The sequence below is a fragment of the Pseudomonas sp. TMW22090 genome (assembly GCF_022496665.1).
GTDB lineage: Bacteria > Pseudomonadota > Gammaproteobacteria > Pseudomonadales > Pseudomonadaceae > Aquipseudomonas > Aquipseudomonas gregormendelii.
In genome coordinates, this window is sequence record NZ_SCFH01000013.1 from 114,318 (window position 1) to 137,943 (window position 23,626).

Annotated in this window: 25 protein-coding genes; 14 read left to right on the forward strand and 11 right to left on the reverse strand. The window is 60.7% G+C overall.

The window, feature by feature from the left end; all coding sequences use genetic code 11:
* The first annotated feature begins 38 nt into the window (after positions 1 to 38).
* A complete protein-coding gene (locus tag EQV97_RS27635; RefSeq protein ID WP_007946765.1) occupies positions 39 to 524 on the forward strand; it encodes a chemotaxis protein CheW in 486 nt (161 codons plus the stop codon).
* Complete coding sequence (locus tag EQV97_RS27640) at positions 525 to 917, forward strand: DUF2802 domain-containing protein (protein WP_122837960.1); 393 nt, start codon at positions 525 to 527, stop codon at positions 915 to 917. It begins immediately after the preceding gene.
* Between the two features lie 112 nt (positions 918 to 1,029).
* Here EQV97_RS27640 and EQV97_RS27645 read toward each other — a convergent pair whose 3' ends face one another.
* Together EQV97_RS27645 and EQV97_RS27650 are read right to left on the reverse strand one after the other, a co-directional pair.
* Complete coding sequence (locus tag EQV97_RS27645) at positions 1,030 to 1,359, reverse strand: EscU/YscU/HrcU family type III secretion system export apparatus switch protein (protein ID WP_122837961.1); 330 nt, start codon at positions 1,357 to 1,359, stop codon at positions 1,030 to 1,032.
* Positions 1,356 to 2,921, reverse strand: coding sequence for a flagellar hook-length control protein FliK (locus tag EQV97_RS27650; protein WP_122837962.1), 1,566 nt, complete (start codon positions 2,919 to 2,921; stop codon positions 1,356 to 1,358). The genes EQV97_RS27645 and EQV97_RS27650 overlap by 4 nt, the downstream gene beginning before the upstream one ends.
* Positions 2,922 to 3,118: 197 nt before the next feature.
* On the opposite strand from EQV97_RS27650, the gene ccmA reads away from it, so the two are divergent.
* The 11 genes from ccmA to phnN all read left to right on the forward strand — a co-directional run bounded on the left by ccmA (position 3,119) and on the right by phnN (position 11,170).
* Entirely contained in the window at positions 3,119 to 3,754 is a 636-nt protein-coding gene (gene ccmA, locus EQV97_RS27655; RefSeq protein ID WP_122837963.1) for a cytochrome c biogenesis heme-transporting ATPase CcmA, read from the forward strand.
* Complete coding sequence (gene ccmB / locus EQV97_RS27660) at positions 3,751 to 4,419, forward strand: heme exporter protein CcmB (protein WP_045061197.1); 669 nt, start codon at positions 3,751 to 3,753, stop codon at positions 4,417 to 4,419. Before ccmA ends, ccmB begins: the two co-directional genes overlap by 4 nt.
* Before the next feature lie 94 nt (positions 4,420 to 4,513).
* Positions 4,514 to 5,269, forward strand: a complete 756-nt coding sequence (locus tag EQV97_RS27665; RefSeq protein WP_045061196.1) for a heme ABC transporter permease — start codon at positions 4,514 to 4,516, stop codon at positions 5,267 to 5,269.
* The gene (gene ccmD / locus EQV97_RS27670; protein ID WP_008055370.1) at positions 5,266 to 5,442 is read left to right on the forward strand and encodes a heme exporter protein CcmD; all 177 of its coding nucleotides are present in this window, start codon (positions 5,266 to 5,268) and stop codon (positions 5,440 to 5,442) included. Before EQV97_RS27665 ends, ccmD begins: the two co-directional genes overlap by 4 nt.
* Positions 5,439 to 5,894: a cytochrome c maturation protein CcmE gene (gene ccmE / locus EQV97_RS27675; RefSeq protein ID WP_122837965.1), complete on the forward strand. Its 456-nt coding sequence runs from the start codon at positions 5,439 to 5,441 to the stop codon at positions 5,892 to 5,894. The genes ccmD and ccmE overlap by 4 nt, the downstream gene beginning before the upstream one ends.
* A 3-nt stretch (positions 5,895 to 5,897) precedes the next feature.
* The gene (locus EQV97_RS27680; RefSeq protein WP_045061194.1) at positions 5,898 to 7,901 is read left to right on the forward strand and encodes a heme lyase CcmF/NrfE family subunit; all 2,004 of its coding nucleotides are present in this window, start codon (positions 5,898 to 5,900) and stop codon (positions 7,899 to 7,901) included.
* Complete coding sequence (locus tag EQV97_RS27685; protein ID WP_240890461.1) at positions 7,898 to 8,434, forward strand: DsbE family thiol:disulfide interchange protein; 537 nt, start codon at positions 7,898 to 7,900, stop codon at positions 8,432 to 8,434. The genes EQV97_RS27680 and EQV97_RS27685 overlap by 4 nt, the downstream gene beginning before the upstream one ends.
* On the forward strand, positions 8,431 to 8,904 hold the full coding sequence (locus EQV97_RS27690; RefSeq protein WP_240890462.1) for a cytochrome c-type biogenesis protein: 474 nt from the start codon (positions 8,431 to 8,433) through the stop codon (positions 8,902 to 8,904). The genes EQV97_RS27685 and EQV97_RS27690 overlap by 4 nt, the downstream gene beginning before the upstream one ends.
* Complete coding sequence (ccmI, locus tag EQV97_RS27695; RefSeq protein ID WP_240890463.1) at positions 8,897 to 10,096, forward strand: c-type cytochrome biogenesis protein CcmI; 1,200 nt, start codon at positions 8,897 to 8,899, stop codon at positions 10,094 to 10,096. Before EQV97_RS27690 ends, ccmI begins: the two co-directional genes overlap by 8 nt.
* A 12-nt stretch (positions 10,097 to 10,108) precedes the next feature.
* Positions 10,109 to 10,510 carry a hypothetical protein gene (locus EQV97_RS27700; protein ID WP_045061190.1) on the forward strand — a complete coding sequence of 134 codons (402 nt, stop codon included), beginning with the start codon at positions 10,109 to 10,111 and terminating at the stop codon, positions 10,508 to 10,510.
* 78 nt (positions 10,511 to 10,588) lie between these two features.
* A complete protein-coding gene (gene phnN, locus EQV97_RS27705; RefSeq protein WP_240890464.1) occupies positions 10,589 to 11,170 on the forward strand; it encodes a phosphonate metabolism protein/1,5-bisphosphokinase (PRPP-forming) PhnN in 582 nt (193 codons plus the stop codon).
* A 99-nt stretch (positions 11,171 to 11,269) separates the two neighbouring features.
* On the opposite strand, the gene EQV97_RS27710 is transcribed toward phnN, so the two are convergent.
* A complete protein-coding gene (locus EQV97_RS27710) occupies positions 11,270 to 12,475 on the reverse strand; it encodes an MFS transporter (RefSeq protein ID WP_225569077.1) in 1,206 nt (401 codons plus the stop codon).
* Positions 12,476 to 13,347: 872 nt separating this feature from the next.
* On the opposite strand from EQV97_RS27710, the gene EQV97_RS27715 reads away from it, so the two are divergent.
* Positions 13,348 to 13,683: a DUF6124 family protein gene (locus EQV97_RS27715; RefSeq protein ID WP_240890465.1), complete on the forward strand. Its 336-nt coding sequence runs from the start codon at positions 13,348 to 13,350 to the stop codon at positions 13,681 to 13,683.
* Between the two features lie 53 nt (positions 13,684 to 13,736).
* Here the strand turns inward: EQV97_RS27715 and EQV97_RS27720 are convergent, their stop codons facing one another.
* The 8 genes from EQV97_RS27720 to gcl form a co-directional block, all read right to left on the reverse strand.
* A complete protein-coding gene (locus EQV97_RS27720; RefSeq protein ID WP_240890466.1) occupies positions 13,737 to 14,735 on the reverse strand; it encodes a sulfate ABC transporter substrate-binding protein in 999 nt (332 codons plus the stop codon).
* A 186-nt stretch (positions 14,736 to 14,921) separates the two neighbouring features.
* The gene (locus EQV97_RS27725; RefSeq protein WP_045061182.1) at positions 14,922 to 15,746 is read right to left on the reverse strand and encodes an ion transporter; all 825 of its coding nucleotides are present in this window, start codon (positions 15,744 to 15,746) and stop codon (positions 14,922 to 14,924) included.
* A 21-nt stretch (positions 15,747 to 15,767) separates the two neighbouring features.
* Positions 15,768 to 16,682, reverse strand: a complete 915-nt coding sequence (locus EQV97_RS27730; protein ID WP_225569079.1) for an urea transporter — start codon at positions 16,680 to 16,682, stop codon at positions 15,768 to 15,770.
* Positions 16,683 to 16,827: 145 nt separating this feature from the next.
* Positions 16,828 to 18,243, reverse strand: a complete 1,416-nt coding sequence (gene pyk, locus EQV97_RS27735; protein ID WP_045061180.1) for a pyruvate kinase — start codon at positions 18,241 to 18,243, stop codon at positions 16,828 to 16,830.
* Complete coding sequence (locus EQV97_RS27740; protein ID WP_225569080.1) at positions 18,233 to 19,513, reverse strand: glycerate kinase; 1,281 nt, start codon at positions 19,511 to 19,513, stop codon at positions 18,233 to 18,235. The genes pyk and EQV97_RS27740 overlap by 11 nt, the downstream gene beginning before the upstream one ends.
* Before the next feature lie 151 nt (positions 19,514 to 19,664).
* Entirely contained in the window at positions 19,665 to 20,555 is an 891-nt protein-coding gene (locus tag EQV97_RS27745; RefSeq protein WP_240890467.1) for a 2-hydroxy-3-oxopropionate reductase, read from the reverse strand.
* Between the two features lie 150 nt (positions 20,556 to 20,705).
* Entirely contained in the window at positions 20,706 to 21,488 is a 783-nt protein-coding gene (hyi, locus tag EQV97_RS27750; RefSeq protein WP_045061177.1) for a hydroxypyruvate isomerase, read from the reverse strand.
* Positions 21,489 to 21,665: 177 nt separating this feature from the next.
* The gene (gene gcl, locus EQV97_RS27755; protein ID WP_122837978.1) at positions 21,666 to 23,441 is read right to left on the reverse strand and encodes a glyoxylate carboligase; all 1,776 of its coding nucleotides are present in this window, start codon (positions 23,439 to 23,441) and stop codon (positions 21,666 to 21,668) included.
* Positions 23,442 to 23,626 lie beyond the last annotated feature (185 nt).

Consider the following 23,626-nt stretch of genomic DNA (forward strand, 5'->3'; position numbering starts at 1 on the left):
CGCACACCGCCAACGGCGGTTTTTTGAGGGGTCAGGGTATGAATGACAAGGCGACGGCGGCAAAGGGTTCTGAAGATCCGATCCTGCAATGGGTAACCTTCAAACTGGACAATGAAACCTACGGCATCAACGTGATGCGCGTCCAGGAAGTACTGCGCTACACCGAGATCGCTCCGGTTCCGGGTGCGCCAAGCTACGTGCTCGGCATCATTAACCTGCGTGGTAATGTCGTCACCGTGATCGACACCCGTCAGCGCTTCGGCCTGATGAACGCCGAGATCAGCGACAACACGCGCATCGTCATCATCGAAGCCGACAAGCAAGTGGTCGGGATCATGGTCGACAGCGTCGCGGAAGTGGTTTACCTGCGTCAGTCGGAAATCGAAACCGCGCCAAACGTGGGGAACGAAGAGTCCGCCAAGTTCATTCAGGGCGTGTGCAACAAGAACAACGAACTGCTGATCCTGGTCGAGCTGGACAAGATGATGAGCGAAGAAGAATGGTCGGACCTGGAGAACATCTGATTGATTCTTGAGGTCGCGGTCATTGTCCTGTTCCTTTTGTGGGCAGGCACCCTGGCAATGTTCCTGGCGTACGTCCGTGCGCAAAAACAGCTCGCCGCTAAACAGGTCGAGGGCGACGCGCTGCGCGATCAGCGGATCAAGGACCTGACCCGACGCGTTGAGAACTACCAGGACGGTAACGTGCGCATGGGCCAGGAGCTGCAGGAACTGCGCGCGGTAGTCGGGCCAATACCGGACAAGCTGGTGGCGCTTGAGCAACGTGACCCGTCGAGCCTGTCTTTTGCCCAGGCAGCGCGCCTGGTGGGCATGGGCGCCAGCGCCGAAGAGCTGACGGCGTCCTGTGGCCTGACCCAGGCCGAGGCGGAGTTGATGCGCAAGTTGCACAAGAGCTGATAGATCAAAAGATCGCAGCCTCGTTTCACTCGACAGCTCCTACGGGACGGTACGCGTTCCACTGTAGGAGCTGTCGAGTGAAACGGGGCTGCGATCTTTTACAAACGGCTCCTCAATAATCATCCCCACGTGCAGTCACGTCCTTCTCCACCATCGGCGCATCCGGATCCTGCCCTTCCGGAAATTTACCCTTCAGCCTCCAGGCAAACGCAATAATCTCCGCAATCGTTCGATACAACTCCTCCGGAATACTCTCCCCCAACTCCATTCGCGCCAGCAATTTCACCAGCTCGGCGTTCTCATAAATCGGTACTTCATAATCACGGGCAATCTTCAGGATCGCTTCAGCCAGGGCATCGTCGCCTTTGGCCGTGAGCGTCGGGGCGTGGGTGCCGTCGTACTTGAGGGCGATGGCCTGGCGTGGAGTATCGGAATGGCTCATGCGTTTTCATCCACCCAGCGTTGTTCGAGGCTTGTTTGCGGGCCTTGGGGTGGGGTTCCGAAGTGACAGTCGATGTCGCCCACGTTCAGGCCAGAATCGAGCAGTTGTTGCCGCAGGGCTGCCAGGTTGCTTTCGATCAGGCTGGCGGTGTACGGCCGTTCGGCCCACAGCTGGCCAGACAGGCTGCCGCTGATCAGCTGGGCTTGAACCTGAAGTGGCCCCAGCGGTTCCATGTCGAACGCCAACTCCACTCGCCACAGTTGCTGCTTGGGCGGGCGTTCTTCATGACGATCTTTTGGCTGTTCTTTTTCCGGCGCGTCTTCACGCTGGAATTTGAGCTGCAGCGGCACAATGTCCTGCAGGTTGCGCATCGGGATTTCCAGCTGCCAGGTACTCATCAAGCGCCCATCGGCGGTCACCCCTGTCTGTTCCAGGCTCGACAGCTGGTGACTTTGCAGGCGCGATACTGCAGCGGCCGCCAAGCGCAGCAGGTGTTCGAGATCATCCTCACCTTCGGCACTCTGCAACAGGCGATCGGCCAGGGGAAAGCTGGTCGGCGAGGGCTTGGCGCTCACCTGGCTGAGCATGCCCAGGGCATTGCGCATGAAGCTCGGCATGGCCTGGGCCAGGGTGTTGGCGGCAATGATCGCGTTCATGTGCGTGTTGGGTGCCGGGCTCAATTGGGCGATCAGCCTGAGCAGATCACCTTTCATATCCGGGGCCAGCGACGGATTCAGCCCGCCAAGGAGCTTTGATTCGAGGAACGCGCCGCTGTTCGCCAGGGCCAGCGCCAAGCCTTTCGGGCTGCTCAATTGCTGAATATCCGGCAGACCAGCGAGCAGCTTTTCGGCAGCAGCGCGCAAGTCGCTGGAGGTCTGGCTCCCGGCGGGCAGGTTCTGCAGAAGCTTCAGCAGGCCGTCCAAGGAGCCTTGCCGGCTGTGCTGGCTGGCCAGTTGCTGGGTTACTGCCAGTTGCTCCGAGCGGCTGCCGAGCGGGACGAATTTGAGTGTCTGGCTGTCTTGCACCAGGGCGCTGAGCAGAGTGCCGATGCGCAGTGGGGTCGGGCTGTCGATGCTCAAGGTACTGCCGCTCAGAGCAGTGTTGAGCAGGCCGACCATTGAGCGATACACGGTGGGCTGGCCGGATTCCTGCGGCAGCACCTGGGACGTCAGGACCTTGCCTTGCAGCAGCGTGCCGGCGGGCAATTGCGCCGGGTCGAGGCGGGTGAGGGTGGCCGCGCCTGAGGCGAGGGCCTGTTGCAGGGTGATCGCCAGGTTGCCCGCCGAGGGTTGTGTGATTGCCAGGCTGGAGCCTTGGGGCAAAGGCTGGGCACTGATGGCCTGGAGCGTCGTCTGGCGCCCGTTCTCCAGGGTGATCTTGAGCAGCAATTGAAAGGCCTGGTCGGCCTGCTTGAGTGACAGCACTTCGGCGTTGGCGGATTGGCCGGCGGATATCAGGCCCTCCATGGGTGTCAGCAACTTGAGCAGTTCGCCGCCGGTTTGCGGGCGTGAAGTGGCCGGCGCATTCTGCGAGATCGGGAGGATGTTCATTTCGCCTGTCATACGCGGTCACAACCTGAGGAAATTGCACTCTTGAGAGTAGGGGATGGCATGTATAATGCCGCCCCGTCGTCTATGGGGCGCGCGAAACAATGCATTTGTTTGACGCAGCTCCCCATAACGGGCCGCCAATGCATTTATTCTGCATCTCTTTAGCGGCCGCAATACCGCCGACTTGAACCGTAAAGGCCCGTGATCTCTTGACCAGTCCAGTCCTGCAAACCGTTGCCCTTGCCTGTGAGCGAGACCTTCGGCTGCTTTTCGAAAATCTCGAATTGAGACTGGCCAGTGGCGAAATGGTGCAAATCAGCGGGCCCAACGGCAGCGGCAAGACCAGTTTGCTGCGGCTTTTGTCAGGCTTGATGCAGCCGACGGCCGGTCAAGTGTTGCTCAACGGCCAGCCGCTCAGCGAGCAACGGCACGAATTGGCACGCAACCTGTTGTGGATTGGCCATGCTGCCGGGATCAAGGACCTGCTGACCCCGGAAGAGAACCTGAGCTGGCTCTGCGCCCTGCATCAACCGGCCTCCCATGAAGCCATCTGGCAGGCGCTCGGCGCCGTCGGGCTGCGTGGCTTCGAGGATGTGCCCTGTCACACCCTGTCCGCCGGCCAGCAGCGGCGTGTGGCGCTGGCGCGGTTGTACCTGGACAGTCCGCCGTTATGGATTCTCGATGAACCCTTCACCGCGCTGGACAAACAGGGCGTGGCGCAACTCGAGGAACACCTCGCGGCCCACTGTGAGCAGGGCGGCATGGTCGTACTGACGACCCACCACACGCTGAGCCGTATGCCGGCCGGCTACCGCGACATTGATCTGGGGAACTGGGCCGTATGAGTGTTTTTGGCCTGTTGGTTGCCCGCGAAGCGCGCTTGCTGTTCCGTCGTCCGGCCGAACTGGCCAATCCGCTGGTATTTTTCGCCATCGTGGTTTCACTGTTCCCTTTGGCGGTCGGGCCCGAGTCTCAATTGTTGCAAACCTTGTCTCCGGGACTGGTCTGGGTAGCAGCCCTTTTATCGGTTTTGCTCTCGCTGGACGGGCTCTTCCGCAGTGATTTCGAAGATGGTTCCCTTGAACAGTGGGTCCTTTCGTCGCACCCCCTGGCCCTTCTGGTTTTAGCCAAGGTGCTGGCACACTGGGCCTTCTCCGGCCTGGCTCTGGTTTTGCTCGCACCACTGCTGGCGTTAATGCTCGGATTGCCTGCCGCCTGTCTGCCGGTGTTGCTGCTTTCCTTGTTGCTGGGTACACCAGTGCTGAGCCTGCTGGGTGCAGTGGGCGCGGCGTTGACCGTGGGTTTGAAGCGTGGTGGCTTGCTGCTGGCGCTGTTGATACTGCCGCTGTACATCCCGGTATTGATTCTCGGCAGTGGCGCCTTGCAGGCGGCACTGATGGGCATGCCGGCGACCGGTTATCTGTTGTGGCTTGGTAGCCTGACCGCCCTGGCGATAACCCTTACACCCTTTGCAATAGCTGCTGGCCTGAAGATCAGCGTCGGCGAATAATAATGAGGTCTGGTCATTTTTTGATCGTTTTCTTTTGAAAAAAAGGCAGACCCTTGGCTCTTCATAGCGAAGAGCAACCGTGATGGAAACAGTAATGAACTGGACCTGGTTTCATAAGCTCGGCTCACCCAAATGGTTCTACGGCATCAGCGGCAAACTGCTGCCGTGGTTGAGCATCGCGGCGTTGCTGCTGATAGGTATTGGCGTGGTCTGGGGCCTGGCCTTCGCGCCGCCCGACTATCAGCAAGGCAACAGCTTTCGCATCATCTATATCCATGTACCGGCTGCCATGCTGGCGCAGTCGATCTATGTGATGCTGGCGGTGTGCGGCATCGTCGGGCTGGTATGGAAGATGAAACTGGCCGACGTCGCCCTGCAATGCGCAGCGCCCATCGGCGCCTGGATGACCGCCGTGGCGCTGGTCACCGGCGCGATCTGGGGCAAGCCGACCTGGGGCTCGTGGTGGGTCTGGGATGCGCGACTAACGTCCATGCTGATCCTGCTGTTCCTGTACTTCGGTCTCATTGCGCTGGGCAACGCCATCAGCAATCGTGAGAGCGCCGCCAAGGCGTGCGCGGTGCTGGCGATTGTCGGTGTGATCAATATCCCGATCATCAAGTACTCGGTGGAGTGGTGGAACACCCTGCACCAGGGCGCCACTTTCACCCTGACCGAAAAGCCGGCGATGCCCGCTGAAATGTGGCTGCCGCTGCTACTGACCGTGCTGGGTTTCTACTGCTTCTTCGGCGCGGTGCTGTTGCTGCGCATGCGCCTCGAAGTGCTCAAGCGCGAAGCCCGGGCCAGTTGGGTGAAAGCTGAAGTGCAGCACAGCCTGGAGGCCGCGCGATGAGTTTTGCTTCATTCGGCGACTTCCTCGCCATGGGCCATCATGGCCTGTATGTCTGGTCAGCCTACGGCATCTGCCTGGCAGTGCTGGCCCTGAACGTGGCGGCGCCGATCCTGGCCCGCAAGCGGTATCTGCAACAAGAGGCGCGTCGTCTGCGCCGGGAGAACGGCAAGTGAATCCGCTGCGCAAAAAGCGTCTTATCATCATTCTCGCGATCCTGGTCGGGGTTGGCGCTGCTGTCGGCCTGGCCCTGAGCGCCCTGCAACAGAACATCAACCTGTTCTACACACCGACCCAGATCGCCAGCGGCGAAGCCCCGCAGGACACGCGTATTCGCGCTGGTGGCATGGTCGAGGCCGGTTCGCTGCAACGTTCCGGCGATTCCCTGGACGTGAAATTCAATGTCACCGATTTCAACAAGACCGTGACCATCAGCTACCGCGGCATCCTTCCCGATCTGTTCCGTGAAGGGCAGGGGATCGTGGCGTTGGGCAAGCTCAATGCCGAGGGCGTGGTGGTAGCCGACGAAGTGCTGGCCAAGCACGATGAAAAATACATGCCGCCGGAAGTGACCAAGGCCTTGAAAGACAGTGGCATGTCGGCACCTACTCCTGCGAAAGAGGGCTAACTGATGACTGCTGGACTCTATAGCGCCGGGTTGTACATCCCGGAACTGGGCCACCTGGCCATGATCCTGGCGCTGTGTTTTGCCCTGGTTCAGTCGGTGGTGCCCTTGCTCGGCGCCTGGCGCGGCGATCGCCTGTGGATGAGCCTTGCGCAACCTGCGGCCTGGGGACAGTTCGCGTTCCTGCTGTTTGCCTTTGGTTGCCTGACCTATGCGTTCATGGCGGACGACTTCTCCGTGGATTACGTCGCCAGCAACTCCAACAGCGCGTTGCCGTGGTACTACAAATTCAGCGCCGTGTGGGGCGCGCACGAAGGCTCGCTGCTGCTTTGGGCATTGATCCTGGGCGGCTGGACCTTCGCTGTATCCGTGTTCTCGCGGCAACTGCCGCAAGTGATGCTGGCCCGGGTGCTGGCGATCATGGGCATGATCAGCACGGGTTTCCTGCTGTTCCTGATCCTGACATCCAACCCGTTCGCACGCATCCTTCCGCAAATCCCGGCCGACGGTCGTGACCTCAACCCGTTGCTGCAGGACATCGGCCTGATCGTTCACCCGCCGATGCTGTACATGGGTTACGTGGGCTTCTCCGTGGCCTTTGCGTTCGCCATCGCCGCGCTGCTGGGCGGTCGTCTTGATGCGGCGTGGGCCCGCTGGTCGCGTCCGTGGACCATCGTCGCCTGGGCCTTCCTCGGAATCGGCATCACCCTGGGCTCCTGGTGGGCCTATTACGAGCTCGGCTGGGGTGGCTGGTGGTTCTGGGACCCGGTGGAAAATGCCTCCTTCATGCCTTGGCTGGTCGGCACCGCACTGATTCACTCATTGGCCGTCACAGAAAAACGTGGCGTGTTCAAGAGCTGGACCGTGTTGCTCGCCATCGCTGCGTTCTCACTGAGCCTGCTGGGAACCTTTCTGGTGCGTTCCGGGGTTCTGACCTCGGTGCACGCGTTCGCCTCTGATCCGGAGCGCGGCGTGTTCATCCTGATTTTCCTGCTGTTCGTGGTCGGTGGTTCTCTGACGCTGTTCGCCCTGCGTGCGCCGGTGGTGAAGAGTCAGGTCGGCTTCAACCTCTGGTCTCGGGAAACCCTGTTACTGGGCAACAACCTGGTGCTGGTGGTGGCGGCTTCGATGATCCTGCTCGGCACCTTGTACCCGTTGATCCTGGATGCCATGACCGGGGCCAAGCTGTCGGTCGGCCCTCCGTATTTCAACGCGCTGTTTATCCCGCTGATGGCACTGCTGATGGTGGTCATGGCCATTGGCATGCTGGTGCGCTGGAAAGACACCCCGGTTAAATGGCTGGTGGGCATGCTCACTCCGGTGTTGCTGGGCAGTGCTGCTTTAGCCGTGATCGCTGGCGTCGCTTATGGCGATTTCAATTGGGCCGTGATCGCGACCTTTATGCTGGCGGCCTGGGTGTTGCTGGCCGGCGTGCGCGACATCTTTGACAAGACTCGTCACAAGGGCCTGATCAAGGGCCTGCCGACCCTGACTCGCAGCTACTGGGGCATGCAGATCGCGCACCTGGGCATCGCCGTGTGTGCCCTCGGCGTGGTCCTGTCGAGCCAGAACAGTGCCGAGCGCGACCTGCGCCTGGCGCCGGGTGAATCCATGAGCCTGGGCGGTTACCAGTTTGTATTCGAAGGTGCCAAACACTTCGAAGGCCCGAACTTTACCTCCGATAAGGGCACCGTTCGGGTGATCAAGGACGGCAAGGAAATCAGCGTGCTGCACCCGGAAAAACGCCTGTACACCGTGCAGAACTCGGTCATGACCGAGGCCGGGATCGATGCCGGCTTCACCCGTGACCTCTACGTCGCCCTCGGCGAACCTCTGGGCGATGGCGCCTGGGCCGTACGCGTCCACGTCAAGCCGTTCGTGCGCTGGATCTGGTTCGGCGGATTGCTGACCGGTTTCGGCGGATTGCTGGCGGCGCTGGACCGGCGTTATCGGGTCAAGGTCAAAAGCCGCGTGCGTGAAGCACTGGGCATGTCGGGAGCCACTGCATGAGACGTTGGTTGATGTTGCTGCCGCTCGCGATTTTCCTGGTGGTGGCGGTTTTTCTGTACCGCGGGTTGTACCTGGACCCGGCGGAGCTGCCGTCGGCGATGATCGGCAAGCCGTTCCCGGAGTTCTCCCTGCCTGCGGTGCAGGGTGACAAGACGCTGACCCGGGCGGACATCCTTGGCAAGCCGGCGCTGGTCAACGTGTGGGGCACCTGGTGCATTTCCTGCCGCGTCGAGCACCCGGTACTGAACAAGCTGGCCGAGAAGGGCGTGGTGATCTATGGCATCAACTACAAGGACGTCAACGCCGACGCCTTGAAGTGGCTTGCGGAGTTTCACAACCCGTACCAGCTGGATATCCGCGACGACGAAGGTACTCTGGGCCTGAACCTCGGTGTCTACGGCGCACCGGAAACCTTCTTCATCGACGCCAAGGGCATCATCCGCGACAAGTTCGTGGGGGTCATCGACGAACAGGTCTGGCGCAAAAAACTGGCCGCCAAGTATCAGGCGCTGGTCGACGAGGCCAAGCCATGAAGCTCTGGATTGCCGCCGCAGTGCTGGGCTTGAGCATGGCCGGGATGGCTCATGCGGCCATCGACACCTATGAGTTCGCCAAGGAAGGTGACCGCGAGCGTTTTCGCGAACTGACCAAGGAGCTGCGGTGCCCCAAGTGCCAGAACCAGGACATCGCCGACTCCAACGCGCCGATCGCCGCTGATCTGCGCAAAGAGATTTTCCGCATGCTCGGCGAGGGCAAGGACAACCAGCAGATCATCGACTTCATGGTCGATCGCTACGGTGATTTCGTCCGCTACAACCCCGCGCTGAATGCCAAGACCGCACTGCTCTGGTTCGGCCCCGCCGGCTTGCTGCTGGGCGGTTTTGTGATCATTGCCGTGATTGTTCGCCGTCGTCGCGTCCTGCGCACCGATAGCCCGGACTCGCTTTCCGTGGATGAACGCGAGCGCCTCGACCACCTGTTGGATAAAACCAAGAATGATTGATTTCTGGCTTGCTGCAGGTCTGCTGCTTCTGGTTGCCCTGAGTTTTCTGTTGATCCCTGTTTTGCGCGGCCGTCGCGCCCAGCTTGAAGAGGATCGTACTGCCCTGAACGTCGCGTTGTATCAGGAACGCGTGGCTGAGTTGCAGACTCAGCAGGAAGAGGGCGTGCTCAACGCTGCGCAAATGGACACCGGTCGTGCCGAAGCGGCCCGTGAGCTGCTGGCTGATACCGAAGGCGTCGCGGCACCGCGTGTTTCGCGCCTGGGCAAACCATGGCCGCTGTTGGCGGCGATTCTGGTGCCGGTGCTGGGCCTGGGTCTGTACCTGCACTTCGGTGCCAGCGACAAAGTCGAGCTGACCCGCGAATTCGCCCAGGCTCCGCAGTCTATGGAAGAGATGACCTCGCGCCTGGAGCGCGCGGTCGCGGCTCAGCCCGATTCTGCGGAAGGCCTGTACTTCCTGGGTCGTACCTATATGGCCCAGGACCGCCCTGGTGATGCGGCCAAGATGTTCGAACGAACCGTGGCGCTGGCCGGTCGTCAACCAGAGCTGCTCGGCCAATGGGCGCAAGCGCAGTACTTCGCCGACGGCAAGAAATGGTCGGACAAGGTACAGGCCTTGACTGACGAAGCATTGAAGGCCGATCCGAAAGAAGTCACCAGCCTGGGGCTGCTGGGTATCGCGGCATTCGAGGGCGAGCGCTATCAGGACGCCATCGATTACTGGAACCGTCTGCTGGCGCAATTGCCCCCCGAAGACAATTCCCGTGCTGCCTTGCAAGGCGGGATTGCCCGGGCCAGCGAGAAACTCGAAGCCGGCGGCGGTAAAGTTGCCCAGGTGCCGGTCGCCAAGGCGGCACTGCTGAAAGTCACGGTGGACCTTGCCCCCGAGTTGAAGGCCAAGGTACAGCCCGGTGACAGCGTGTTCATTTTTGCCCGCGCAACGTCCGGCCCTCCGGCGCCGTTGGCGGCCAAGCGCCTGACTGTGGCCGACTTGCCCGCGAGCGTCGAACTGGGTGATGCCGACGCAATGATGCCGCAGTTGAAACTGTCCAACTTTCCTGAAGTCCAACTGGTTGCGCGAATCTCCCGTGCCGGTCAACCGACTGCCGGCGAGTGGATCGGTCGCAGCCAGCCACTGGCCAGCAGCACCTCAGCGCCACAAAAACTGACCATCGACAGCCCGGACAAATAACAGGAACCGCCTATGACCGCCATCGCCCGTATCACCCTGCTCAGTATGGTCCTGGGGTTAAGCGCTTGTGCGGTCCAGCGGCCCGAACCCGCGCCGTTGCCGCCGATCCCGCCCTCGCAGCCCAAGCCGACCCCCTCGACTTCACCTGCGCCGAGCAAACCGAACGTTCCGGCCAAACCGGCCAAGCCAGTACCGCGCACGTCGGCGAGCTTCGCGCCGCCACCGGGTGGCAACAGCCATTGGGATGCCAAGCTCGGCGTGTATGTGCTCGATGACCAGACCAATACCTTCTACCGCCAGCGCACCTATTATCGCTGGAACAACGGCTGGAGCCGCTCTGTCAGCCCGAATGGTCCATGGGAAGACACTGACATCCACGGCGTGCCCAGTGGTTTGGGCCGGCAGTTCAAGTGACGCAAAGGCGACCTCAGGGTCGCCTTCTTGATTGCCCCACGTGTACCCAATCCTGCGAAAAATGAAGAGAGTGAATGGATGGCAGGCAGGTTGATCTATCTCATCGGACCTTCAGGTTCGGGCAAGGACAGCCTGCTGGATGCCGCACGAACGCGGTTGGCCGAACGTAACTGCCGCATCGTGCAGCGGGTGATTACCCGCTCGGCTGAAGCCCTGGGTGAGTCGGCGCGGGGCGTGAGCCTGGATCAATTCACCCGGCTCGAGGCCCGGGGCGAGTTTGCCCTGAGCTGGCGCGCCAACGGGTTGTGCTACGGCATCCCCCGTGAAATCGACGATTGGCTGGCCGCAGGGCAGAACGTCCTGGTCAATGGCTCGCGCGGTCACCTGCCGGCAACCCGGCAGCGTTATCCGGACTTGCTTGTACTGTTGCTGACCGTGGAACAGAGCGTGCTGCGTGAGCGTTTGCTGGCTCGGGGGCGCGAATCGGTCGAGGAGATCGAGGCACGGCTGGCGCGCAATGCGCGGTTCAGTGAACAGGTACTTGCAGAACACGATCCGGCGCTGTGTGTGCTTGATAACTCAGGGGTGCTGGAGGATACGGTTGAGTGCTTGTTGAGGTGTGTTGATGGAGAGTCCACCGCGTCCATGCGATACCGCTAGTTAAGGATCGCATCACCAGATACCCGATATCCCTGGCGCCGGGGATCCGATTCCAATGCCAACCACTGCGGCGGTGTGCCTGCCCGCAACACTTGGGCTTCACGCGGCTGCCAGTGAGCGTTTTTCTGAAACACTCAGGAACCGCAACAACGCCAGAACGGGAAAAGCGCTGCCAACAATCACGATCCACAACCAGCCGCCGTGTTCGTACACCGCACTCGCCACGGAGGAGCCGAAGGCGCCGCCGATGAAGATGCTGGTCATGTACAAGGCGTTCAAGCGGCTGCGGCTCTTGGCATCCAGGGCGTACACCGCACGTTGCCCAAGCACCATATTCATCTGCACGCAGAAATCCAGCACCACGCCGGTCACCGCCAGGCCTATGACGCTGTAGAGCGGGTGGATGAAGGCCGGCAGGAAACTCAGGCTGGCGAACACCAGGGCCAGCAGTGAGGCGATGCGCGTGTGCCCGGCATCCGCCAGACGCCCGGCGATGGGCGCCGCGATCGCGCCAATGGCACCGACCAGGGCGAAAATGGCGATCTGGGTTTGCGACAATCCATGATTACGCGCCAGCTCCAGCGGCACTGCGGTCCAGAACAGGCTGAAGGTTGCAAACATGCAGCCCTGGTAGAACGCGCGCTGACGCAGCACTGGCTGATGACGCAGCAGCGTCCACAGCGAGCCAAGCAGTTGTCCGTAGGACGCGCTGTGATCAGGCTTGCGCTTGGGAATGGTCAGGGCCAATACGACGCTGATTGCTGCCATCAACACCGCGGCAATCACGAACATCGCACGCCAGCCGAAGTGGTCCGCGATCACACTGGAGACCGGCCGTGCCAACAAGATACCCAGCAACAAACCGCCCATGATCCCGCCAACCACGCGCCCACGGGATTCCTCCGGGGCCAGGTGTGCGGCGAGGGGGATCAGGATCTGCACTGACACCGAACTGAAGCCCACCAGCAATGAGATCAGCAGGAACACGTTCGGCTGATCGGTAAACGCCGCGCCCAGCAGGCTGGCAATGGCCACCAGTGTGGTGATGATCATCAACCGCCGATTTTCCAGCAGATCACCCAGCGGAACCAGAAAGAACAGCCCCAGCGCGTAGCCAATCTGCGTCAATGAAACTATCAGGCTGGCCATGGTGCTGGTCAGGCCGATGTCCGGTGCAATCAGGCCAATGATCGGCTGGGCATAGTAGATGTTGGCCACGATCGCGCCACAGCAAAAGGCAAATAGCAGGACCATGCCGCGGGTCATCGTCGCGGTGCCCTGAGGCACTGGGTTCGCTGGAGTCATGAGGTGTCTCGTGAACAATTGAGGAATGTGTGCAGGCTAAGCGGCAGGGCGGAGGGGCGGAAGCGATTTTGCAGTGATAGTAATCATGCCCTTGCGCAATGATTGAGGAGCGCCGGGTTGCCTTACTGATGCTGATGATACATTTACTTACATGTACTGCCATAGCGAACATGACCTCGCAGTACTTGTGTCGGCGGACATCTCTGTGGGAGCGAGCCTGCTCGCGATGGCGTCTGCAGATTCGACATTGATGTGACAGGGAGATTGTCATCGCGAGCAGGCTCGCTCCCACAGTGGAATGGTGGTGTGCGCAGCATTTGTGTACGGCAGATATCACTGTGGGAGCCGGGCTTGCCCGCGATGGCGTCTGCACATTCGATATCGATGTGGCAGGGAGATTGCCATCGCGGGCAAGTCGAATCGTCGCACCGCCGTTCCCACAGGGTATTGGTGGTGGACGCAGCATTTGCGTACGGCGCAGATCACTGTGGGAGCCGGGCTTGCCCGCGATGGCAGTCTGACAAACACCGCATGATGTCGGATGTAGGAAGCAGGCTACGTCGCCTTGCGCCTTTGCCTACAACTACGTCAGAATCCGCCGGCTTGTGCGGTTTGGACACGTCCGGTAGCTTGATTTCCGTCACTGCTCATCAGTGATCGGGTTTCGCAGCCCGGGTTAATCAAGGCGCTCAGCGCCACCGTTACGTTCAGTTGGCGTTTTACGTCCGCTGCATTTCGTTATGGCGGCTGTGCGCGGGAGATCTTCGGATCTGCCGGGTTCCTTGATTCCCGGTCTGCGAACCTGCGTACAGCTGCCACCTCCCTCGTTTCGCAGCGAACAGTGGCGGCTCCATTAATCAAGGAGCTTCACCATGTTCAAACCCACGCCCAACCCCCCGCAGCCAGACCAAGAGCACACTGAATCTGACGATTCAGCCCAACAAAACTACCTCAACTTCAGCACCCTTAAATACGCTGAAACCCCCTACAAACTCGAAAGCATGTTCATGATCGCCCCTGACATCGCCACCGAAACCTTGCTGGCCCACGCCTGCGAATCCCTGGCATCGGCGAATGTGATGGCCAATGACCTGGCAGGCTTTATCACTGGCCCGTATCGCAACGCCCTGTTGGGAATAGCGCAGATCATCATGCTGGCCGAGTTGGCGGTAAATCGTGCGCTGGATAACATTGATCCGCGGGATTAATCGCCACAAAAAAGGCGACCTCAAAGGTCGCCTTTTTCATTTCCACTCAGCGATCACTTGCCGCCGTAGATCTGGTCAAAAACCCCACCATCATTGAAGTGAGTTTTCTGCACGGTGCGCCAGTCACCGAAGGTTTTCTCTACTGAAAGAAAATCCACTTTCGGAAAGCGATCGGTGTACTTGGCCAGTACTGCCGGGTCACGCGGGCGCAGGTAGTTCGCCGCCGCGATTTCCTGGCCTTGCGGGGACCACAGGTACTTCAGGTATTCCTCGGCGGCGGCGCGGGTGCCTTTTTTCTCGACGACTTTGTCCACGACGCTCACCGGCGGCTCGGCTTCGGCTGAGACGCTTGGGTAAATGACTTCAAACTGGTCGCGACCGAATTCGCGGGCAACCATTTCCGCTTCGTTTTCGAAGGTCACCAGTACGTCGCCGATCTGGTTGGTCATGAAGGTGGTGGTGGCCGCGCGGCCGCCAGTGTCGAGCACCGGAGCCTGCTTGAACAGTTTGCCGACGAAGTCCTTGGCTTTGTTCTCGTCACCGCCGTTTTTCAGTACATAACCCCAGGCCGAGAGGTAGGTGTAGCGACCGTTACCCGAGGTTTTCGGGTTCGGCACTATGACTTGAACGCCGTCCTTGAGCAGGTCGGGCCAGTCCTTCAAGGCTTTGGGGTTGCCTTTGCGGACGATGAACACGGTGGCGGAGGTGAATGGCGCGCTGTTGTTCGGCAGGCGGGTGACCCAGTTCTCCGGGACCAGTTTGCCGTTGTCCGCCAGGGCATTGATATCGGTGGCCATGTTCATCGTGATCACGTCAGCGGGCAGGCCATCGATCACCGAACGCGCCTGTTTGCTGGAGCCGCCGAAAGACATTTGCACGGTGATGTTTTCGTTGTGCTCGGCTTGCCAGTGCTTCTGGAAGGCAGTGTTGTAGTCCTTGTAGAAATCGCGCATCACGTCGTAGGAAACGTTGAGCAGGGTCGGTGCGGCCTGAGCCATGCCGGTCAGTGCCAGGCCAGCGGCGAGAAGTGAGGCGCCAAAGAGTTTTTTCACTGCGCATTCCTTGTTTGGTAGGAGCTGCCGAAGGCTGCGATCTTTTGATCCTGATTTGAGGCAGAAGATCGCAGTCTTCGGCAGCTCCTACGGGGTCATTTTTTCAGGTCCAGTAGGTGTCGGCATCTTACCGCAGCGACTATAACGGCAGCGGCATAGTCCTTTAAAGATTAAAAAGCTCTGTGCTTATTCCAGTTTCTTGAACAGCGCATTGCCGCAGCGCGAGCAGAATGCGGCGCCGTGTTCGTGACTGTTTTTGCGGCACACCGGGCAGTCGTGTTGCAGCTGCTCACCGCGCATGGCGTTGGCCAGTTCTGCGGTAAAAATCCCGGTCGGCACGGCGATGATCGAGTAACCGGTGATCATCACCAGCGACGAAATGACCTGGCCCAGCGGGGTCTTCGGCACGATGTCGCCAAAGCCCACGGTGGTCAGCGTAACGATCGCCCAATAAATGCCTTTGGGGATGCTGGTGAAGCCATGTTCCGGGCCTTCGATCACATACATCAACGTGCCAAACACCGTCACCAGGGTGCATACGCTGACCAGGAACACCACGATCTTCTGCTTGCTGCCACGCAGCGCCGACATCAGGTAGTTGGCCTGCTTGAGATAGGGGCTGAGCTTGAGCACGCGGAATATCCGCAACATGCGGATAATGCGGATGATCAGCAGGTACTGCGCGTCGGCGTAATACAGCGCCAGGATGCCGGGCACGATCGCCAGCAAATCCACCAACCCGTAAAAGCTGAATGCGTAGCGCAACGGCTTGGGGGAGCAGTACAACCGCAAGCCGTACTCGATGGCGAAAATAATCGTAAAGCCCCACTCGATATACGCCAGCACGTTGGCGTAGTTCTGGTGGATCGAGTCGATGCTGTCGAGCATCACAATCACAATGCTCGCGAGGATGATCAACAGCAAAATGCCGTCGAAGCGCCGCCCCGCCTTGGTGTCGCTCTGGAAAACCATGACGTAAAGCTCTTCACGCCAGTTTCTGCTGCTGTCCATGGATACCGCCTGAACCAATGATCAGCGAAGCCTAGGTTGATTCTCCTCCAGAGCGCAAGGCGTATGGGCGACAGCGGCCTTGCCGAGCATTTGCACAACCGTGCGGATCAGCCAGCAGGCGAGAATGAAAGGGGCGGTCAGCGTCGGCAGGCCGATGGCGGCAAACGCCGGTGTCAGTATCAGTGCGAATGCAATTCCGAGCAGCGGCAGCCAAGGCTTCTGGTGCAGTGAGTGGCAGGCGAGGGCGGCGAGTACGGCGTTGTAGCCACCCAGGCCGATCAATGCGCTGTAGAAGTCGTGATGCAGCATGCTCCAGCCCATGCCCGCGACAGACGCCAGCATTGCCCAGCAGAAGGCACGGCGGTCGGCGATCAGTAAACCGGCGGCAATCATCGCGCCGGCCAGTGGATGACCGAGGAACATTACCTGGCCAAGGCCTTTGAGAGGCGCGGCGAGGATGTTCTGCGGGCTGATTTCGATCAAGTGCGCATTGCTTGAGGGCGTGGCGAAGCACAACAGCAACCAGCCCAGTATCACGAATGGCGCCGTATAGGCTGGCAGGTACTGGCTCAAGCGCACACGTTTGAGCCACTGTTGGATGAACATCGCACTCAGCCCGCCCGCAGCAATGATCAGCGGTGGCAGCAACGCCGACCAAGGGAAATACAGGCTCAGCAACAAACCGAGCAGCACGCCGTTGTAGCTGAACAGTCCAGCCTGACGGTCAGCCTTGGCGTAGCCGCGACGTTGCGCGGTGAGCAAGCCGGCGACACCGCCCAGCAGTGCGCCGCCGAGCAGGGCAGGCGCGGTGAACAGGATCGCCAAAAGGCACAGCAAGCCAAACAGCGGGTGCCGCTGGAGGAAAATCTGGCTGAAACCGTTGAGCAGGGCAGTCGCCCAATCGGGGCAGTGGGTGTTGAAGTGGTTGGCAGGCATTTTTATTGTGTGTCAGGTGAAATGGGGCGCCTGCATCGCCAGCAGGCTGGCTCCCACACTGAATCTGCGTTCAGCCTTGATGATGTGAACGACACATAACCAATGTGGGAGCCAGCCTGCTGGCGATGAGGCCGATATAGGCGTTCTAGATCAACGTCTCGATACGCAACGAGTTAGTCGACCCCGGCTGACCAAACGGCACGCCCGCAGTGATCAGCAAGGTGTCGCCGCGCTGGGCCATACCCTGGGCCTGTGCGATCTCCAGTGCCGTCGAGCACACTTCGTCCACCTGGCGCAGCCGGTCGTTGACCACCGAGTGCACACCCCAGGCCACGGTCAAGCGGCGGGCGGCCTGCAGGTTTGGCGTCAGGTTAAGGATGGGCACCGTTGGCCGCTCACGGGCAGCGCGCAGGCTGGAGGCCCCCGACTCGCTGTAGTTGACCAGCACCGCCACCGGCAGCACGTTGCTGATGCGGCGGATCGCGCAGCTGATGGCATCGGACACCGTGGCCTCGGCTTTTGGCCGGCTCACATCCAGTTGCGCCTGGTAGTCGGGGCCGTTTTCCACCTGGCGGATGATTTTGCTCATCATCTGCACGGCTTCCAGCGGGTATTCGCCCGAGGCGGTTTCCGCCGAGAGCATCACCGCGTCAGCCCCTTCAGCCACGGCGTTGGCGACATCGGTCACTTCGGCGCGGGTTGGTGCCGGGGAGAAACGCATCGACTCGAGCATCTGCGTGGCCACCACCACCGGCTTGCCGAGCTCGCGGCAGGTGCTGATGATGTTCTTCTGGATCTGCGGCACGCTTTCGGCAGGCACTTCCACGCCGAGGTCGCCGCGAGCCACCATGATCGCATCGCTCAATTCGGCGATTTCGCGCAACTGGGTGACCGCCGAGGGCTTCTCGATCTTGGCCATCAGGAACGCTTTGTCGCCAATCAGCGAGCGTGCTTCGCGAATGTCTTCCGGGCGCTGTACAAACGACAGCGCCACCCAGTCCACGCCCAGCTCCAGGCCGAAACTCAGGTCGCGGCGGTCCTTGGCTGTCAGGGGGCTTAACTCCAGCACCGCTTGCGGTACGTTCACGCCTTTGCGGTCCGACAGCTCGCCGCCATTGAGCACCGTGGTGTCGATGGCGTCGGCGTATTTGGTTACCACCCGCAGGCGCAGCTTGCCGTCATCGAGCAGCAGGTCCATGCCCGGCTCCAGCGCGGCGATGATTTCCGGGTGGGGCAGGTTGACTCGTCGCTCATCACCCGGTGTTGCGTCCAGGTCCAGGCGCAGAGCCTGACCACGGACCAGCTGTACCTTGCCTTCGGCGAACTTGCCGACCCGCAGCTTGGGGCCCTGCAGGTCCATCAGGATGCCCAGCGGATAGTTGAGCTGGCGCTCGACTTCGCGGATCCACTGGTAGCGCTGAGCATGGTCGGCGTGATCGCCATGGCTGAAGTTCAGGCGAAAAATATTGACCCCGGCCTCGACCAGCTCGCGAATGTCGTCAATGCCGTCGGTGGCGGGGCCGAGGGTGGCGAGGATTTTAACCTTCTTGTCAGGCGTCATTTTTAGGGCTCTCGAGGATCAGGATGGCGCGGAAATCGTTGACGTTGGTGCGGGTCGGCTCGGTGACGATCAGGGCGTCCAGCGCCTGGAAATAACCGTAGCCATTGTTGTTGTCGAGCTCATCGCTGGCGCTCAGGCCCAGGGCGGCAGCACGGGCGTAGCTGTCGGGCGTCATGATCGCGCCAGCATTGTCTTCGGAACCATCGATGCCATCGGTGTCGCCAGCCAAGGCGTACACCCCAGGCAGGCCTTTGAGGCTGTCGGTCAGGCTGAGGAGGAACTCGGCGTTGCGCCCACCCCGGCCATTGCCACGCACGGTCACGGTGGTTTCGCCACCGGAAAGGATCACACACGGGGCGGGCAGTGGCTGACCATGCAGTACCACTTGCCGCGCAATCCCGGCGTGAACCTTGGCCACTTCCCGGGATTCGCCTTCCAGGTCACCGAGGATCAGCGGGCTGAAACCGGCTTGCCGGGCTTTCACAGCGGCCGCTTCCAGCGACTGTTGGGGCCGGGCGATCAGCTGGAAATGACTGCGGGCCAGGCTCGGGTCGTCAGGTTTTACAGTTTCCGATTCGGGATTTTGCAGCCACTCGCGTACGGACGCCGGAACTTCGATGGCGTAACGCTTGAGGATCGCCAGGGCTTCGGCACTGGTGCTTGGGTCGGCCACGGTCGGGCCGGACGCGATGACCGTGGCGAGGTCGCCTGGTACATCGGAAATGGCGTAGGTGTAAACGGTGGCAGGCCAGCAGGCCTTGCCGAGACGACCACCCTTGATCGCCGAGAGGTGCTTGCGCACACAGTTCATCTCGCCGATGGTGGCGCCGGACTTGAGCAGGGCTTTGTTGATGGACTGCTTGTCAGCCAGGGTAATGCCGGCAGCGGGCAGGGCGAGCAGCGCCGAACCTCCGCCCGAGAGCAGAAAGATCACGCGGTCGTCTTCGCTCAGGTTGCTGACCAGCTCCAGCACGCGCTTGGCCACGGCCAGGCCGGCGGCATCGGGCACCGGGTGCGCGGCTTCGACCACTTCGATTTTTTCGCAGGGTGCGCCGTGACCGTAACGGGTGACCACCAGGCCGGAGACTTCGCCCTGCCAGCAGCGTTCGACCACTTGAGCCATGGCAGCAGCGGCTTTGCCGGCGCCGATTACGATCACCCGGCCCGTGCGATCACGTGGCAGGTAAGCTTCGAGAACGTGTTGCGGATGGGCCGCGTCGATGGCGGTGGCGAACAGGTCGCGAAGAAATTGTTGCGGATCGACCGACATGGCAGGCTCCCGGAATTCTTGTTATTGGAGGTGGAGCAACTCTGCTCCTTGTGGGAGCCAGCCTGCTGGCGATTCAGGCGCTGAGGTCTAACAGACACACCGCGTTGATTTCATCGCTAGCAGGCTAGCTCCCACAGGGTTGGTGCAGGGGTTATTTATCGCGAATCGAGAAATTCGCCATGTGCTCCAGGCCCTTGATCAGTGCCGAGTGGTCCCAGTTGCTGCCACCGATCGCCGCGCACGTGCTGAACACTTGCTGGGTGTTGGCGGTGTTCGGCAGGTTGATGCCCAACTCGCGGGCACCGGCCAGGGCCAGGTTCAGGTCCTTCTGGTGCAGGCTGATGCGGAAGCCTGGGTCGAAGGTGCCTTTGATCATACGCTCGCCGTGCACTTCGAGAATCTTCGAGGAAGCAAAGCCACCCATCAGCGCTTCACGCACCTTGGCTGGATCCGCGCCGTTCTTCGAGGCGAACAGCAGCGCTTCGGCCACGGCCTGGATGTTCAGCGCCACGATGATCTGGTTGGCCACTTTCGCGGTCTGCCCATCGCCATTGCCGCCCACCAGGGTGATGTTCTTGCCCATGGCCTGGAACAGCGGCAGTACGCGTTCGAAGGCATCGGCATCGCCGCCGACCATGATGCTCAGGGTCGCCGCTTTTGCGCCGACTTCACCACCGGAAACCGGTGCGTCGAGGTACTGGGCGCCTGTTTCGTTGATCTTGGCGGCGAAGGCCTTGGTCGCGGTCGGCGAGATGGAGCTCATGTCGATGACGATCTTGCCTTTGCCAACACCGGCGGCGACGCCGTCGGCGCGGAACAGCACGTCGTCGACCTGCGGGGTATCGGGCACCATGATGATGATGACTTCAGCTTCCTGGGCGACTTCTTTCGGGTTCGCCAGGGCGATCGCGCCGGCGGCAACCAGGTCAGCAGGCGCGGCGTCGTGGTGTGCCGACAGGAACAGGCTGTGACCGGCTTTTTGCAGGTTCGCCGCCATTGGGTGGCCCATGATGCCGGTGCCGATAAATCCGATTTTAGCCATGAGAAATTCCTCTTGTTTTTATGCGGTTCCCTGTAGGAGCTGCCGAAGGCTGCGATCTTTTGATTTTGATCTTGATCTTGATCTTGATTTTCAAAATCAAGATCAAAAGATCGCAGCCTTCGGCAGCTCCTACAGAGATGTCATGTTCGTTTAGATCGCGTTATGGGTCTTGAGCCAGCCCAGACCGGCTTCAGTGGTGGTCAACGGCTTGTACTCGCAGCCCACCCACCCCTGGTAACCGATGCGGTCCAGGTGCTCGAACAGGAAGCGGTAGTTGATCTCACCGGTACCGGGTTCGTTACGCCCCGGGTTGTCGGCCAACTGCACATGGTTGATCTCGCCCAGGTGCGATTGCAGGGTGCGGGCCAGGTCGCCTTCCATGATTTGCATGTGGTAGATGTCGTATTGCAGGAACAGGTTGGCGCTGCCGACCTGTTCGCGAATCGACAGGGCCTGGGCCGTGTTGTTCAGGTAGAAACCCGGAATGTCGCGGGTGTTGATCGCTTCCATGACCAGCTTGATCCCAGCCGCCTGCAGCTTGTCGGCTGCGTACTTGAGGTTGGCGACAAAGGTTTTTTCCACGGTGGCGTCATCCACGCCTTGTGGACGAATGCCCGCCAGGCAGTTGACCTGGGTATTGCCCAGCACTTGCGCGTAGGCAATCGCCAGGTCGACACCGGCGCGGAATTCTTCAACCCGATCCGGCAGGCACGCGATGCCCCGCTCGCCCTTGGCCCAGTCACCGGCCGGCAGGTTGAACAGCACCTGGGTCAGGCCGTTGGCGTCGAGGGTGGCCTTGATCTCGGCCGAGCTGAAATCGTAAGGAAACAGGTACTCGACACCACTGAAACCGGCTTTGGCGGCCGCTTCGAAACGGGCAAGAAAATCCTGTTCGGTGAACAGCATGGACAGGTTGGCTGCGAAACGCGGCATGGTGGTCTCCTGCTATAAATTGAGAATGACGGCTCTGTGTAGGAGCTGCCGCAGGCTGCGATCTTTTGATCTTGATCTTGATCTTCAGCATCAAAGATCAAAAGATCAAAAGATCGTCCGAACGCGGCCCGAACCTGCGGCAGCTCCTACGCGGGGTGAACCATCAGCAATAGTGGATCAGTCGAGCAACGAAATCGCCGTCGGTGCGTCGTTGCCGACCAGCGCCAGGTCTTCGAACTCGTTGACGGCGTTGATCTCGGTACCCATGGAAATGTTGGTCACACGTTCCAGGATAATCTCTACGATCACCGGCACCTTGAACTCTTCGATCAGTTCCTGGGCCTTGCGCAGGGCAGGCTGGATCTGAGCCGGTTCGAACACACGCAGTGCCTTGCAACCCAGGCCTTCGGCGACCGCGACGTGATCGACGCCGTAACCGTTGAGTTCCGGAGCGTTGAGGTTATCGAAGGACAGCTGCACGCAGTAGTCCATGTCAAAACCGCGCTGCGCCTGACGGATCAGGCCCAGGTACGAGTTGTTTACCACAACGTGGATGTACGGCAGTTTGAACTGCGCGCCCACGGCCAGTTCTTCGATCATGAACTGGAAATCATAGTCGCCCGACAGTGCCACGACCTTGCGGCTCGGATCTGCCTTGACCACGCCCAGTGCCGCCGGAATGGTCCAGCCCAACGGACCGGCCTGGCCACAGTTGATCCAGTGACGCGGCTTGTACACATGCAGGAACTGCGCGCCGGCAATCTGCGACAGACCGATGGTGCTGACGTAGCAGGTGTCCTTGCCGAACACCTGGTTCATTTCTTCATACACGCGTTGCGGCTTGACCGGCACGTTGTCGAAGTGGGTCTTGCGGTGCAGGCTGGCCTTGCGCTGTTGGCAGTCCTGCAGCCAGGCGCTTCGGTTTTTCAGCTTGCCGGCTGCCTGCCATTCGCGAGCGACTTCGATGAACACGGTCAGCGCGGCGGCAGCATCGGAAACGATGCCCAGGTCCGGGGTGAACACGCGGCCGATCTGGGTCGGCTCGATGTCGACGTGAATGAACTTGCGGCCTTCGGTGTAGACGTCGATCGAACCGGTGTGACGGTTGGCCCAACGGTTGCCCACGCCCAGCACCAGGTCGGACTTGAGCATCGTGGCGTTGCCGTAGCGGTGCGAGGTCTGCAGGCCGACCATGCCCACCATCAATGGGTGATCGTCCGGAATCGTGCCCCAGCCCATCAGGGTCGGGATAACGGGAATTCCGGTCAGCTCGGCGAACTCCACCAGCAGCTCGGCGGCATCGGCGTTGATGATGCCACCACCGGCGACCAGCAATGGGCGCTCAGCCTGGTCGAGCATGGCCAGGGCCTTCTCGATCTGCACGCGGTTAGCGGTCGGCTTGGCCAGTGGCAGTGGTTCGTAGGCGTCGATGTCGAATTCGATCTCGGCCATTTGCACATCGAACGGCAGGTCGATCAGCACCGGGCCCGGGCGACCGGAGCGCATTTCGTAGAAGGCTTTCTGGAAAGCGTAGGGCACCTGGCCCGGTTCCATCACAGTGGTCGCCCACTTGGTGACCGGCTTGACGATGGCGGTGATGTCCACCGCCTGGAAATCTTCCTTGTGCATACGGGCGCGGGGGGCCTGGCCGGTGATGCAGAGGATTGGAATCGAGTCGGCCGAGGCGCTGTAGAGCCCGGTGACCATGTCCGTACCAGCAGGTCCCGAAGTGCCGATGCACACGCCGATGTTGCCAGCCTTGGTGCGGGTATAGCCCTCGGCCATGTGCGAGGCGCCTTCAACGTGGCGAGCGAGGACGTGATCGATGCCGCCGACCTTTTGCAGGGCGGAGTACAGCGGGTTGATTGCGGCGCCCGGGATGCCAAAAGCGGTATCAACCCCTTCACGGCGCATCACCAGAACGGCGGCTTCGATTGCTCTCATTTTGCTCATGGTTTTGTGCCTCTTACGTTTTGTAATTGTATACAAGTGGCTTTGCGCAGAGTTTATTCACGGCGGACGGCGCAGGTCAATCCATTTTCTCAAGCGACTGTTTCATTCGTCGGAAGCCCTGTGTGCTGTGGCTTTTCGTCGCATGTGGCGCTTTTCGATAATTATTGTATACAAAAAAATAGTTC

Bases quoted from the DNA above. Each gene is read 5' to 3' on its own strand.
- EQV97_RS27635 (WP_007946765.1), top strand. From the start codon at position 39: ATGAATGACAAGGCGACGGCGGCAAAGGGTTCTGAAGATCCGATCCTG.
- EQV97_RS27645 (WP_122837961.1), bottom strand. From the start codon at position 1,359: ATGAGCCATTCCGATACTCCACGCCAGGCCATCGCCCTCAAGTACGAC.
- EQV97_RS27650 (WP_122837962.1), bottom strand. From the start codon at position 2,921: ATGACAGGCGAAATGAACATCCTCCCGATCTCGCAGAATGCGCCGGCC.
- ccmB (WP_045061197.1), top strand. From the start codon at position 3,751: ATGAGTGTTTTTGGCCTGTTGGTTGCCCGCGAAGCGCGCTTGCTGTTC.
- EQV97_RS27665 (WP_045061196.1), top strand. From the start codon at position 4,514: ATGAACTGGACCTGGTTTCATAAGCTCGGCTCACCCAAATGGTTCTAC.
- ccmD (WP_008055370.1), top strand. From the start codon at position 5,266: ATGAGTTTTGCTTCATTCGGCGACTTCCTCGCCATGGGCCATCATGGC.
- EQV97_RS27680 (WP_045061194.1), top strand. From the start codon at position 5,898: ATGACTGCTGGACTCTATAGCGCCGGGTTGTACATCCCGGAACTGGGC.
- EQV97_RS27685 (WP_240890461.1), top strand. From the start codon at position 7,898: ATGAGACGTTGGTTGATGTTGCTGCCGCTCGCGATTTTCCTGGTGGTG.
- EQV97_RS27690 (WP_240890462.1), top strand. From the start codon at position 8,431: ATGAAGCTCTGGATTGCCGCCGCAGTGCTGGGCTTGAGCATGGCCGGG.
- ccmI (WP_240890463.1), top strand. From the start codon at position 8,897: ATGATTGATTTCTGGCTTGCTGCAGGTCTGCTGCTTCTGGTTGCCCTG.
- EQV97_RS27700 (WP_045061190.1), top strand. From the start codon at position 10,109: ATGACCGCCATCGCCCGTATCACCCTGCTCAGTATGGTCCTGGGGTTA.
- phnN (WP_240890464.1), top strand. From the start codon at position 10,589: ATGGCAGGCAGGTTGATCTATCTCATCGGACCTTCAGGTTCGGGCAAG.
- EQV97_RS27710 (WP_225569077.1), bottom strand. From the start codon at position 12,475: ATGACTCCAGCGAACCCAGTGCCTCAGGGCACCGCGACGATGACCCGC.
- EQV97_RS27715 (WP_240890465.1), top strand. From the start codon at position 13,348: ATGTTCAAACCCACGCCCAACCCCCCGCAGCCAGACCAAGAGCACACT.
- EQV97_RS27725 (WP_045061182.1), bottom strand. From the start codon at position 15,746: ATGGACAGCAGCAGAAACTGGCGTGAAGAGCTTTACGTCATGGTTTTC.
- EQV97_RS27730 (WP_225569079.1), bottom strand. From the start codon at position 16,682: ATGCCTGCCAACCACTTCAACACCCACTGCCCCGATTGGGCGACTGCC.
- pyk (WP_045061180.1), bottom strand. From the start codon at position 18,243: ATGACGCCTGACAAGAAGGTTAAAATCCTCGCCACCCTCGGCCCCGCC.
- EQV97_RS27740 (WP_225569080.1), bottom strand. From the start codon at position 19,513: ATGTCGGTCGATCCGCAACAATTTCTTCGCGACCTGTTCGCCACCGCC.
- EQV97_RS27745 (WP_240890467.1), bottom strand. From the start codon at position 20,555: ATGGCTAAAATCGGATTTATCGGCACCGGCATCATGGGCCACCCAATG.
- hyi (WP_045061177.1), bottom strand. From the start codon at position 21,488: ATGCCGCGTTTCGCAGCCAACCTGTCCATGCTGTTCACCGAACAGGAT.
- gcl (WP_122837978.1), bottom strand. From the start codon at position 23,441: ATGAGCAAAATGAGAGCAATCGAAGCCGCCGTTCTGGTGATGCGCCGT.